10 protein-coding genes are annotated in these 13,708 nt (G+C 42.4%); 8 read left to right on the top strand and 2 right to left on the bottom strand.

Annotated elements, in window-relative coordinates; genetic code table 11:
- Positions 1-158 precede the first annotated feature (158 nt).
- Positions 159-929 (bottom strand): type III pantothenate kinase, encoded by a 771-nt coding sequence (locus DN752_RS12545; RefSeq protein WP_112784266.1) that lies wholly within the window; start codon positions 927-929, stop codon positions 159-161.
- A gap of 218 nt (positions 930-1,147) precedes the next feature.
- Here DN752_RS12545 and DN752_RS12540 point away from each other — a divergent pair, with 218 nt between their 5' ends.
- Positions 1,148-1,624, top strand: coding sequence for a GNAT family N-acetyltransferase (locus DN752_RS12540; RefSeq protein ID WP_112784265.1), 477 nt, complete (start codon positions 1,148-1,150; stop codon positions 1,622-1,624).
- A 183-nt stretch (positions 1,625-1,807) separates the two neighbouring features.
- On the opposite strand, the gene DN752_RS12535 is transcribed toward DN752_RS12540, so the two are convergent.
- Complete coding sequence (locus tag DN752_RS12535; protein ID WP_112784264.1) at positions 1,808-2,110, bottom strand: DUF4286 family protein; 303 nt, start codon at positions 2,108-2,110, stop codon at positions 1,808-1,810.
- Positions 2,111-2,490: 380 nt separating this feature from the next.
- On the opposite strand from DN752_RS12535, the gene DN752_RS12530 reads away from it, so the two are divergent.
- The 7 genes from DN752_RS12530 (at position 2,491) to DN752_RS12500 (ending at position 12,878) form a co-directional block, all read left to right on the top strand.
- The gene (locus DN752_RS12530; RefSeq protein WP_112784263.1) at positions 2,491-2,937 is read left to right on the top strand and encodes a sterol desaturase family protein; all 447 of its coding nucleotides are present in this window, start codon (positions 2,491-2,493) and stop codon (positions 2,935-2,937) included.
- Positions 2,934-3,833 carry a MerR family transcriptional regulator gene (locus DN752_RS12525; RefSeq protein ID WP_112784262.1) on the top strand — a complete coding sequence of 300 codons (900 nt, stop codon included), beginning with the start codon at positions 2,934-2,936 and terminating at the stop codon, positions 3,831-3,833. The genes DN752_RS12530 and DN752_RS12525 overlap by 4 nt, the downstream gene beginning before the upstream one ends.
- Before the next feature lie 248 nt (positions 3,834-4,081).
- On the top strand, positions 4,082-4,690 hold the full coding sequence (locus DN752_RS12520) for an RNA polymerase sigma factor (RefSeq protein ID WP_112784261.1): 609 nt from the start codon (positions 4,082-4,084) through the stop codon (positions 4,688-4,690).
- Between the two features lie 188 nt (positions 4,691-4,878).
- On the top strand, positions 4,879-5,985 hold the full coding sequence (locus tag DN752_RS12515; protein WP_112784260.1) for a FecR family protein: 1,107 nt from the start codon (positions 4,879-4,881) through the stop codon (positions 5,983-5,985).
- Positions 5,986-6,184: 199 nt separating this feature from the next.
- Complete coding sequence (locus DN752_RS12510) at positions 6,185-9,742, top strand: SusC/RagA family TonB-linked outer membrane protein (protein WP_162633207.1); 3,558 nt, start codon at positions 6,185-6,187, stop codon at positions 9,740-9,742.
- 19 nt (positions 9,743-9,761) lie between these two features.
- Positions 9,762-11,495: a RagB/SusD family nutrient uptake outer membrane protein gene (locus DN752_RS12505; protein ID WP_112784258.1), complete on the top strand. Its 1,734-nt coding sequence runs from the start codon at positions 9,762-9,764 to the stop codon at positions 11,493-11,495.
- 78 nt (positions 11,496-11,573) lie between these two features.
- Positions 11,574-12,878, top strand: a complete 1,305-nt coding sequence (locus DN752_RS12500; protein WP_112784257.1) for a sulfatase-like hydrolase/transferase — start codon at positions 11,574-11,576, stop codon at positions 12,876-12,878.
- The last annotated feature ends 830 nt before the right edge of the window (positions 12,879-13,708 follow it).

Here is a 13,708-nt window from a genome sequence, read left to right as displayed (position 1 = left end):
GGGCAAAGTGCCAGCGGCATGGATGATAGCTATGCCTACACGAAAATTGTCTCCCTTCAAAACACTAAACGCGTTTGCCCTGGGTAAATCAGTTAACTTATTTGACAACTACATTAGACACAGAGGAGACAGATAGTGGTCAAAGTGGCGGGACTATATTAGCTGTTGTGTTCGGTGATCAGCTTTATTCCTTTTAGGGTGAGGTTTTTATCCACTTGGTCAAATTCTCCTTTCAGATTGGTGAGGATTTTGGATAATCCTCCAGTGGCGACTATTTTAAAATTCTCGGGGACTTCATTCCTGATGGCTTGGAGCATTCCTTTTACCAAACCTGCATAGCCATATAAGATCCCCGCTTGGATGGAGTGAACCGTGTTTTTGCCTATGGCCGAATCTGGCACCTCTAAGCTGACTTCTGGTAGTTTGGAGGTGTTCATGAACAGTGACTTTAGGGCGGTCTTCAATCCCGGCACAATATTTACTCCCAAAACCTCCCCTTGGCCGTCGATTACCGTAAAGGTAAGTGCGGTTCCAAAATCCACGACAATGCAGTGTGATTGGTAATGATGGTAGGCTGCTGCAGCATTGGCCATAAGGTCGGAGCCCATTTCTGCGGGTCTCTTGGTAGTTACGGGGAGGTGCCTATAACTCCGTTCCGTAATCAGGTGTGCATCTTGATGAAGGGATGACTTTACTACTTTCTTCAGGTTTTCGTTGATTTCTGGTACCACAGAGCTGATGCCTACCCCAGTGATAGCTGTAGGTTTAATGGAAGATTCCAAAAAAAACAGGTCCACGTTTTTTTGTAAATAACGAAGTTCCATGGCCCTTTGGGTCTCTAGGCGAATGACGGGTTCCCATTGGTCGTCTCTGGGGTCGTAAAAACCAAAAACAACATTCGAATTACCTGCATCAATGGATAAAAACATATTTAAGAATTTATGAAGGTCATCAAAAGAGACTGTCCCATAAGTAATTCTCCCTGTTGATGAAGTTTTGACATGTAGCGAGATTATTTCACTTCGCTTAATGTTTGGACAAACTTATTTATGAGACAGCCTTATCCTGTTAGATAAATCTAGCATCTAGACTCCCCAAAAAGAAGCAGGAGGCTAGTTCTTTTTCTAAAATTTTCTAATTTCGAATTATGTACACAATCAGAGAAGGAAAAAAAGAAGATTTGCCCAGGATCTTTGAGTTGATCGAAGAACTGGCAATTTACGAAAAGGCTCCAGAACAAGTGACCAACACCATAGCGATGATGGAAAAGGACGGTTTTGGTCCCAATCCCGTTTACGGATTTTTTGTATTGATAAAGGACAGCAGTCAAGAGATCATTGGCACGGCCATATACTATTATCGTTACAGCACTTGGAAAGGCAAGCGCCTGTATTTGGAGGATTATATCGTAACGGAAAAAGAGCGTGGAAAAGGCGCAGGCAAGTTGCTTTTTGAGCGAGTGATGAAAAAGTCCTTGGAAGAAAACTGTACAGGGATGATGTGGCAGGTGCTTGACTGGAATGATCCCGCCATTAACTTTTATAAAAAATATGATGCAGAAATAGAGGGTGGTTGGTACAATTGCCACTTGCAGTCTGAAGAAATCAAAGAGCGGTTAGGGTAGTATAATCGATATGTAAAGAAGGAAAGAAGATCACGTACGAGAAGTGAGACATGAGCCCGCACCGGGAGACAGTAGGCGCCAGACGGACCGATTCCCGAGCGTCAAGACAGGCCTCTCTTGGGTCTCCCCTGTCCATAACGAGGGAGATCAAGAGAAGCTTGGCAGAGATCAAAGAGACCCTGCTTACACCTGTTCAAGTAGTGACCTGAATACAGCGTATCGATCCTGAAAACGTTGCCTGAATTTATCTTGCAATATTTTTGAATGTTTTTCCTGATACTCTTGGACTTTTTGTAGGGTATCAGTGAAGTACTGTACTGAATAGTTCACCCCACCGTCTTCGGTTTCGTGCAGCAGCCTGAAAAATTTATGGTCATGGAAAAACCCAGTGGCCATTACATCAGGGATATGCTCCTCCTTCATCCATTTGATCCATTCCTTTTCTACAGTTTGGTCGATATTGACTGTGACGTTGTATAAAATCATTGCGTACTTTTGTTTATTTTTTATTGCGTTTTTATTAAACAAAACCGGTAAATTTGTTTAACTCGGTTAATGCATTATGAATCGTCATGCCCCATCCCAACGGATCTCGGTAAGAGCTGAAAGTGCAATAAAATCAGTTAGTTTGGAGGAGTTGAGGAAGCCCTGATACGGTTACACCTCCAAACTAAAGCGTAGCGGCTGATCTTGAAGCAGCTTCAGGTCGCAATAGAGGGTAATACAATTCCGAGTTTAATTAAGCTATTGGCAAAAATAGCTATTTCAGGTGGTTTAGTCAGAACAAAATCTATAAAAGGATCATGTACTGATGGTTTTCAAACCATCTGCCAAAACAATTGGTCTTTTGCGAGAGTTATTGAGTCATGGTAAATGCAATTATATTCATAGTGTTGGGTTTTGTCATTATGGAGGTTACTGGCTGGGGGATTCACAAGTACCTGATGCATGGGGTCTTTTGGGAGATACATAAGACGCATCATGAGCCAACGAAAGGTTATTTTGAAAAAAATGATTTATTCTCAGTGTTGTTTGGCAGTGTTTCGGTCATTTTGATGATGGTAGGTTTTGACGAGTTGGATTATCGGTTTTGGTTAGGAATTGGGATCAGTGTGTACGGGATGTGTTATTTCTTCTTTCACGATGTGATCATTCACAGGAGGATAAAATGGCTAAAGCGACCAGAAAAGGGGCTATGGAGAGGGATGGTCAGGGCTCACCAAGACCACCATGCCAATAACAAAAAAGAAGGGTCGGAAGCTTTTGGGCTTTTTATGGTGCCTTTTAAGTATTTTAAAGTACGGGAGAAATGAGCAGTTATTCGATAAAAGACCTTGAACACCTTAGTGGTATCAAGGCCCATACGCTGAGAATTTGGGAACAGCGGTATAATCTGGTACAGCCAAAGCGAACGGAAACCAATATCCGGTATTATGACGATGCGGACCTTAAGCTGATCCTCAATGTGGCATTGCTGAACAATAATGGCTTTAAGATTTCCAAAATTGCCCAGATGAATGCCCAAGAAATGCGTGATAAAGTAATAGGCCTCACTGAAAGGACTTTGGCCTACGAAGATCAGATTCACGCATTAACAGTGTCGATGATCGAGATTGACGAGGAAAGTTTTGACAGGATCTTATCTATTAACCAACGAAGAATAGGGTTTGATGAGACGATGCTGCAGGTGATTTATCCTTTCTTGTCGAAGATCGGTCTCCTGTGGCAGGTTGGCACCATTACTCCAGCCCAAGAGCATTTTATCAGTAACCTCATCCGTCAAAAGCTCATTGTTGAGATTGACAAATATGTCTATCAGGGAGGGGGAAAGAAATTCCTCCTATTTTTACCTGAAGGTGAATTGCATGAAATTTCCTTGTTGTTTGCTGCCTACTTGATCAAGAGAGAAGGGCACAAGGTAATCTATCTAGGGCAAAGTACACCTAAGTATGACCTTATCGAGGTATACCAATATCATCAACCTGAATTTTTGATCACTGTAATAACGACTTCACCTGACGAAGAGAGCTTGCAGGGCTATCTTGATGAACTGGCAGGTATTTTTGCAGATAGTGAATTGATTGTTTCTGGTTATCAGGTATTAAGAACACCCGTTCAGTTACCTGAAAATATAAGGTTATTGGAGAAACTTGAAGAAATCAAAGGGGTTATGGAGTCATTGGCGGCCAATGGTGCCATAATTAGCTGACGCACTACCCCACTATGACATAAAGATGACCATGATCAAAGCTAGTGGCCGTGTAAGTACGTTTCTTATGAAAATCCCTAGGGTGTTACGGTGGAATATTTTCACCTTTGGTATGCGGCAGTTTTCTATAAACTTTGGTATAACGGGTGCTCTGTTTATAAAAAAAATCACACTAAAGAATTTATGTTAATATAAATTTTTCTATTTTAGATGTTCCAAACTGGAATATTCATAAAATCACCTGCCCAATGGCATCATCCCAATCACATATATCAGATTTGCCGGTAGCCGTAGCTTCCACTTCGTGGGAGTCCTTGCGGGTAGGAAATCAGGATGGATTGAAGTCACTATATTCCTTATATGTGGATGAAATGTACCGTTATGGCATGGCGGTTCATTCCAATAGCAGCTTAGTGAAAGATTGTATTCAGGAAGTTTTTATTAATCTTTGGAAGTACCGGACTAATCTCCGGTCAGATGTCAATGTAAAACAATACTTGTTCAAAGCCCTCCGAAACAAAGTCGTCAAGGAAATAGAAAAGGAGAAAAAACACTATCAGGATTTTGCCATGGATGAGTACGAATACTTGTTGTTGGCCGAATCAAGTGAGAAGAAAATGATTGATGAACACGACCTCAGTCTCCTACAGCGAAAACTTTCTACTGGTATCGAAGCATTACCGTCCCGTCAACGGGAAGTATTGCGGTTACTGTTTTTTGAAGAAGTTTCCTATGAAGAGGTTTCCGAGATCATGGGGATTAACCTTCGATCTGTCTACACGTTGGCATGGAAAGCCATTTCAAAATTGAAGAAATCCATTATTATCCTATTGTTCACATTAGGCCTGCTTTTCTAAAGAATAAGTCAGGGGTACGAGGGCTTTTAGAAGAGCTGGTTTTTTAACAAACACTTCCTATTATTCATTTTTAGGGTAAATTTTTTACATGTTTTTCATAAAAATGCATATTTAATTGTTTTATGTGTAAAAAATAAAAATTCATTCATTTTACAAGGATAACTTTTGCAGGTCATAGACTTATATATATGAATGTTAATATTATGAATATATCTGATTTTTCAGTTGAAGATTTTGTTCTTCATGCCGGTTTTAGAAAATGGGTCAACAGACCAGATCATGAACTTAATGCCGAATGGGAAGGATATATGAAGCGCTATCCCCACAAGGTCCGTGACATAACTATGGCCAGGAGGTTGGTACTTAATTATGCGGATAAATCCTACACTATTTCGGATGAAGATAAGTCCTCTATGTGGGAGGAAATTGATAGAGCTGCCAATGAAAACGAACACTCGGATGAGGATAGGGAGAAAACCAAAATCATACCCCTCGATTCTTCCTCCTTGATTGCAAAATATGATGAGGAGTACCAAAAGAAGACGGCTCATCAATGGAAGCGTGTGGCTGCCATCTTACTGGTATGTTTGCTTTTGAGTATTCTGGCAAATGTCTTCCAATCCCGTCAGACACCACCCGTAGAGCAAATGGTGGTGTATATGGAGAACAGTACCCCGAGAGGTCAAAAATCCACCGTCAATCTAAGCGATGGCTCCACAGTCAGCCTAAATTCCAACAGTAAAATCACCTATGAAAAGGGATTTGGTAAGGATATCCGGGAGATTTACCTAGAAGGTGAGGCCTATTTCGATGTAGCCCATGACGAGGACAGGCCCTTTGTCGTACACACTGGCAATACGGCCACTATGGCACTTGGCACTTCCTTTAATGTGCAAAATTACAAAGGAGAACTGCTCGAAATCGCATTGGTACAAGGCAAAGTAGTCGTGAGTGATAGTACCGCCGGAGAGAAAGTGTACTTGAAAAGTGGAGATGGAGTAAAGGTGGACAAGGAAAGCCAAGAGATGTCCTTGTTCCGATTTGATCCGGAAGTAACGGTCGCTTGGCTAAGCAAGAAGATCATATTTGATAAGACACCTGTCAGGGAGATGGTGAGGACGTTAGAGAATTGGTATGGTGTAGATGTACGCATAGAAAAGCAACCCTCCACTAACCTGTTGGTGTCGGGAGTGTTTCATGATGAAACACTTGAAAATATTCTCCAAGGGCTAAGTTACACCGCTAGGTTTGACTATAAGATAAAAGAAAAAGACGTAGTTATTAATTTTAATTGATCTGCCATGAGATAAAAATGAACATTACCCTCCAATCAAAAGAAACCCGAAGCTGCGCCAACAGCTCCGGATTGCATAAGGTATCTGGAAGACGAACGTCCAAATTCAGTTCCAGATTAAATTCACCAAATCGATTGTCAATCAATTCAATAAACAATGTAAATATATGAACAAAAGGATACTTATACACCTAATCCACATGACAAAGCTCTTTCTATATGCTTTTGCGATTCAGGCGCTATCGATGAGTTTCCTGTGGGCGAGTGAAGTGAAATCACAAGTAAAAAGCCTCGAGGAAGTAAATGTACGTGTAGGTTTTGAAGCTGCTGGACTTAAAGAGGTCTTTTCAGGTATTGAAACAGCCTCTAACTTTAATTTTGTATACACTAACAAGGAAATCAAAGATGCTGGCTTGATCACAATCAGTGAGGAAAACCGGAGCCTATATGATCTCTTGGTCGATATAGCGGCACAAACCCAACTGCAGTTTAAGCAGGTAAATCAAAACATCCATGTAAAGAGGGCGGCAAAGGAAGCCCCTACTTCGCATAAAGTAAGCATGGCTGATGTGACCATAACCGGTACCGTACTTGATCCGGATGGTGTTCCGTTGCCCGGAGTCACCATTACGGTGGAGGGTACCACCAGAGGGACGGTTACGGATATCGACGGGAAGTATAGCATCACAGTCCCTGACGATTCATCGCTGAGGTTTTCATTTATTGGGTTCACCAGCCAAGTGGTTGCGGTGGGCAATACTACCAAAATAGATGTCACTATGGAGGAAGATGCCCAGGCACTTCAGGAAGTAGTGGTCGTAGGCTACGGAACACAAAAGGTAACTAACCTAACCGGTGCTGTGGATGTAGTGGATGGGCAGATGCTGAAAGATCGACCTTCTCCTTCAGTATCACAGTTGCTCCAAGGTACCTCACCAGGACTTACTTTTGGGGTCGACGGGGATGGCTTCCAGCCAGGTGCCAACATGAACATCCAAATCCGTGGCATGGGCTCCGTCAATGGTGGTGAGCCTTATGTGATCATCGATGGGATACCAGGTGATATGAACCGTCTGAATCCTAATGATATTGAGTCCATCTCAGTATTGAAGGATGCCGCAGCATCTGCTATTTATGGAGCCAGAGCTCCTTATGGGGTGATTGTGATTACTACAAAAAGGGGTAAAGGAAAACTACAGGCAAGTTATTCGGGAAGTGTGGCAGTGACCAGTCCCCAGAATTTGCCTCAAATGCTGAATTCCTATACACATGCCAAAGCTATCAATGAGGCAGGTGTGGCTGGTGCAGGAGGGCGTTTTTTTCCCGACAGGACCATTGACAATATCATCGCTTACCAAGCTGGAGATTACGACTTCTTACGTGCAAATGCCAATTTCCCAGCTGATGCGGAATATTTCGAAACTACTCCCAACCCAAACAACTTAAACCAATGGGGATTTAATCAGTTTGGAAATGCCAATAGGGATTGGTTTGATGAATATTTCGGAAATGGCTTCATCCAAAAGCACGACCTGAGCCTTTCTGGTGGCACAGAAAAAACGTCCTATTACTTCTCAGCAGGGCTATATGGGCAGTCAGGAAGTTTAAATTACGGTACGGATACTTTTGATAGGTATAACATCATGGGTAAGATAACGACTTATATTACCGACAATTGGGAATTTACCTATCAGCCGCGTTTTTCCAAGACGGTGCGTGAAATCCCAAATATGGACAAGCAGGGTTCCTATGATTTGATTTTTCACCAAATCGCCCGTACCATGCCTACCAATGCCATGTACGATGGTTTCGGAAATGTCATGATCCAATCCAAGATCCCATGGGTAAATGACGCAGGGACAGATGTTACGGAGACTATTGAGAACTGGCATAATTTTGCCACTGACCTAAGACCCGTAGAAGGCTGGACTATCCATGCGGATTTTGCCATGCGGAATATCGATCAGCTTTACCGGAGCAAAGAGCTGACCGTATATGACCACCAAGTAGACGGTACGGTCGTGGCCAGCGGAAACACGGTACCGAGCAGTGTAGCGACCACTCATTATAGCAACCTTTACTGGACCACCAATATATTTTCTTCGTATGAAGGCACATTAGGAGACGGCCATAATTTCAAAATACTGGCGGGCACCCAGTTTGAGCGCTTCCAAGATCGAAGTTTAAATGGAACAAGAACAAATATATTGGTGCCAGAAGTACCTTCTCTAAATACCGCAGACGGTGATATTCAAATGACCGAAGGACTTCAAACCATTAGTACGCAAGGTTATTTTGGCAGGTTTAACTATAACTTTCGAGAAAAATACCTCGTGGAGATCAACGGAAGGTATGATGGTAGTTCCCGCTTTAGAGAAGGAAACCGTTGGGGATTTTTCCCTTCTTTCTCTTTAGGTTGGAATATAGACAAGGAAGCTTTCTGGCAGCCTATCAGCCATACGGTGAATACACTAAAGCTGAGAGGTTCTTGGGGTGAACTGGGTAATCAACAGGTAACCCCATATCAGGACATTGCACTCATTCCACTTTCTGGAAATGCCTTAGATTGGATTTTTACAGCAAATGGATCCAGACCGATAGGCTATGCGGACGTCCCTCCCCTAGTCAGCCCAGACCTGACATGGGAAACTGCCAGAACGATAGATATCGGTGCTGATATGAGCTTCTTGGATAAGCGTCTTAAGGTGGTATTTGATTGGTTTGAGCGTACGACTTTTGATATGATAGGCCCATCGCAGCCTCTCCCCGGAGTGCTTGGATATTATGATAATATCGACAATACCACAGTGACTGTGCCACGTAGCAATAATGCCACTCTTCGTTCAAGAGGATGGGAAAGTACGATTACTTGGAATCAGTCACTGCCTAGTGGACTTACCTATAGCGTAGGTTTCAATATTTTCGACAGCAAAGCGGTGGTGACCGAATACCTTAATCCGGACGGAGTACTATCTACATGGTATGAAGGAAAAGAGCAGGGAGAGATTTGGGGATATACTACTGACGGACTTTATCAAACCCAAGAGCAGATAGATGCTTATACTTCCCAAGTGGATCTTTCTGATGTAACTGGGCTAGAATGGAATACTGGTGACGTAAAATATGTCGATACCAATGGTGACGGCAAAGTGGACAATGGTACAAATACCCTAGATGATCATGGTGATTTGAGTATAATAGGGAATAGTACCCCTCACTTCCAGTTTGGGCTTAACCTTAATGCAGCCTATAAAGGATTCGACCTTTCGATGATTCTTAGAGGTGTGGGCAAACGTGACCTGTGGTTTGGTAGTGGTGAGAATATTTTCTGGGGCTTCCGTACCGGTAACCAGTCATCCCTGTTTCCTGAGCACCTTGATTACTTTAGGGACCAAGTGGGAGATGCCTATACGGGACTTTATGAAGGAGAAGCTAACTTTAACCAAGAAGCCTACTTCCCTCGTCCATACCTTAACAATGCTCAGAACAATAAAAACAGGCTAACGAGTACAAGGTATCTGCAAAATGGCGCCTACCTCAGGATTCAGAACATTCAGTTGGGTTACACACTTCCTGCTTCCGTAATGGATAAGTTACATGTCAGCAATTTTAGGGTATATGTATCGGGCGAGAATCTGTTTACATTTTCAAGCCTTCCCTCAGGGATAGACCCTGTGGCGGTAGGTGGATCCTGGGGAGTAGGGAAAACATATGGTGCAGACCGTATTATGTCTCTCGGATTGCAGGTGAGTTATTAATTTATAAAGACAGATAGACATGAAAAAGATACAATATATAGCAAGTGCATTCCTACTGATGTTTGGGGCAGTTTCATGCGAGAAGTTTATCGATAATCCCCCAGAGGATAAAATTTCCGTAGATGAGTATTTTAAGACCAGTAATGATGTAGAGAATTATGTGAAGAAATTCTACGAAGTTCTTCCCGGTCATGGCAGTGCTAACCTTCCAGTTTCTGAAGCTAATTCTGATAATTTAATCCTTGCAGTTCCCGATAATGTCATACAAGGAAGCCGACCACCAAGAAATGGACAGTGGACACAAGAGTGGGAGAATATCCGCAGCATCAATATCCTTTTTGATAACATAGACAATGTGGATGATGACTTAAGTACTTACGCCCAGTTCTTGGGTGAGGCGTACTTCTTTAGGGCTTGGTTTTACTATGATAAACTCCAAACTTATGGAGACGTGCCTATTTATGATCACCAGCTTTTGCCTGGTGATGAGGATTTGTATAAACCGAGAGATCCAAGAACTGATGTGGCTGATTTTATCATTGGGGACTTGGACATGGCTATCGAGCATCTCGGCCTAAGAAGTGAGACGGGAAATGCACGCTTGAGCAAAGAAGCAGCTTTGGCCTTTAAAAGCCAAGTCGCATTATTTGAAGGGACTTGGCAAAAATACCATGCGGGTACTGATTTTGCCACCGAAGGGGCGGATCCTGCAAAATATTTTCAGATAGCAGTGGATGCAGGGGACGAGCTGATGAATGGTAGTTACACCGTCGGTATTTATAATACAGGAAGCCCTGAGTCAGATTATTATACCTTGTTTGGACTGGATAATATGTCTGCTGTGGACGAAGTGCTATTTTATAAAATAGCCAGTACTGCTGAGGAATTGGGCCATAATTTGCAATTCTATGTTACCAGAAGAACGAGGGATATGGCGATCACTTGGTCGTTAGTTTCCAGTTATCTTGGAAAGGATGGACAGCCATATGATTATAAAGGGCTGGCCCAAACCACCAAAGGAAATGATTTTCTGACGACTATTGCCGGGGAATGTGACCCAAGGTTGCACGCCACCGTATGGATTCCAGGTGATCTTCGGGTAGCTAGCGCCGGGCAGGTTTTTGATAAGCCTTTCTTGAATGGTGGATCCGAAGAGCTATGTGCTACGGGCTTCCAAGTTAAAAAGTTTTCCAACCCCTATTCTTCTGCTGCCGGTGCAGATTACGGAGGTTACAGTCAGACTGGACGCATATACTTTCGCTTTGGCGAAGTTTTATTGAATTATGCCGAAGCTAAGTACGAACTGGACGGAACCGTGGCTTATGATGTCCTGAACCAGCTAAGAGAACGCGCAGGTATGGCCGAATTTGAAGTCATTCCCCAACCAGCATATGGTGACAATCTGGTGGATTATGGCTACGCTATTGATGATGCCTTGTATGCTATCCGTAATGAAAGAAGGGTGGAATTGGCACTCGAAGGCCAACGGATAGATGACTATCGCCGTTGGGCTGCCGCCGCTTTGTTTGAAGGGACGAGACCCCTTGGTTATCCATTTGACCAATCAGAATGGTTAAACAATCAAAACCAACCATCCTTTACGGCATTGACCAATGAGGACGGTTTGGTGGATTATTTCCAAAACCAGATGCCAAATGGTTATGGCTTTAGATTGGACCAAGATTACTTGACATCTATTCCAAGTGATGAGCTGGTATTGAACCCGAATTTGGAGCAAAACCCAAATTGGTAATCTACAATTATGATAAGGAGCTGCTTCTCCAATTTATGAAGAAGCAGCTCCTTTTTCTTCAAACAGTTCGCTTAAACCATGTCATATAAAACCAAAATCCTGATAGGTTTGATGCTGTTTGTGGCATTTAACTCCTACGCTTTTCAACATGGGGAGCCCACTGCCACACCCAATATTATTCTGATCATGGCAGATGACCTGGGCTATGAAACATTAGGGGTGAATGGAGGCCAGAGCTATCAAACCCCAAACCTTGATAAAATGGCCCAGGATGGGATGAATTTTACCCAATGCTATGCTACGCCGCTATGTACCACTAGCCGAGTACAGCTGATGACCGGGAAGTATAATTTCCGAAATTATATAGGTTTTGGGTTGCTGGATCCTAAAGAGAAGACCTTTGCCCATTACCTTAAAGAAAGCGGCTATTCGACCTTAATTGCTGGCAAATGGCAGCTTTATGGAAACGCTCACCAGCAAGAGCTCGCTGGTGGGAAAGTAGGCACCACTCCTGAAATGGCCGGATTTGACGATTATTGCCTTTGGCAAATCAAGCAGCTTGGAAGTAGGTATAAGGCCCCACTCATTACCAGTCCTAGAAAAACCTTTGCCTACAAAGGAGCTTTTGGCCCCGATATATTTACCAATTATATTACCGATTTTATAGAAGAAAATACCGACGAGCCTTTTTTCGTCTATTATCCGATGGTGCTTACCCACGATCCATTTGTGCCTACACCGGATGATCCGGACTTTGGTGATTTTGACGCTGCCAGCAAGGTAAATGACCCTGCGTATTTTGGTCAAATGGTAAACTACATGGATAAGTTGATTGGCAGGATATGGAGTAAGGTGGATAGCCTAGGAATAGCTGAAGATACCTTGATCATATTTATTGGAGACAATGGAACGGATAACGACATAATTTCTCTTGTTGATAATAAAAGCTTTCAAGGAGATAAGGGCCAACCAACTATTGCTGGAACCCACGTGCCGATGATAGCCTATTGGAAAGGTCATATCGATGAAGGAAAGGTGAATGAAAATTTAGTGGATTTCACTGATTTTTTGCCTACTCTGATGGAAGCAGCACAAGTGAAGCAGGAAGATGCACCTACCGATGGCATCAGTTTTTATCCGCAATTAATAAACCAAGTGTCCAAAACGAGGAAATGGGTCTTTTGCCATTATGATCCTCACTGGGGCAAGTTTAAAAAAAGCAGGTATGTCCATGATGAACGCTTAATGCTATATGATGATGGTAGAATCTTTAACTTGATAAATGACCCTTTGGAGATGTCCACCACACAGGAAGACGCTCTAAATCAATTAGATAAGAAAAAGTTAAAGGAGTTTAAAGAAGTTTTAGACAATTACCAATAAGGAAACATCCTGCGGATGAATCCGCTAGTTAAATCCGGATTATAAGACATCGAAAAAAGCCAGCTTACTAGAGAACCACATTAGGCACATAGGGCACAATAGGGAAAATTCCGTGATCAATATATCCTGTACTTTTAGATGGGCTCGTTACACCAACTACCACAAATCCATAAACTTAGCTGTTCGAGATTTGTAATCTCGAACCGAGATAATGGGGATTTGAAATCCCCCTAGGCCATTTGTGAATAATACAGACACCATGTAAATCTCAGAAAGACCTTATTCCATTCTGGGTGTTCTGTGCATTCCGTGAGAAATAAAACCCATTAGCAAGGAAGCGTCTAATCAAAATCCGTTATATGCACAAGCCTATCTATGCCACGACGCACAGGTATTCCGGTCTTGAACTTCTTCAAAATCAATTTGCCTTTAGCTCCTTTGTGCCGAGGCCTGTCTTGCTCTAAACGGATCCAAATCCCATCTCCCCATAAATACTATCCAATTTGCTGAAATTTATGATCAATTGGTACAATTAGGTCTTCGGGTCTAATTTTTTTAATATTGTATGGGTTTTATATTCTTAAAATTGGCTTTATTTTAGCGGATGTTAAATAAATAAGCACCCAAAATCAATTAATCAACTCCATGCCATCTTTCTGGATGAATGCTTGAAAATATTCTAAACAAATGTTTGTTTAGTAGCTGTTGAGGATTTGAAGTTTCCTCTGTTAACAGCCTTATTTTCGTATATCTTTTCTCACGAAGATGGCAAAAAAGAGCATACACAGCAGCAACAAGCCTTATGTGATCAAGTCTTAGCATAGGGCTTT

Source organism: Echinicola strongylocentroti, from assembly GCF_003260975.1.
Taxonomy (GTDB): Bacteria; Bacteroidota; Bacteroidia; order Cytophagales; family Cyclobacteriaceae; genus Echinicola; species Echinicola strongylocentroti.
Note: the sequence above shows the minus strand (reverse complement) of the source record. Positions and strands in the feature narration are given on the sequence as shown.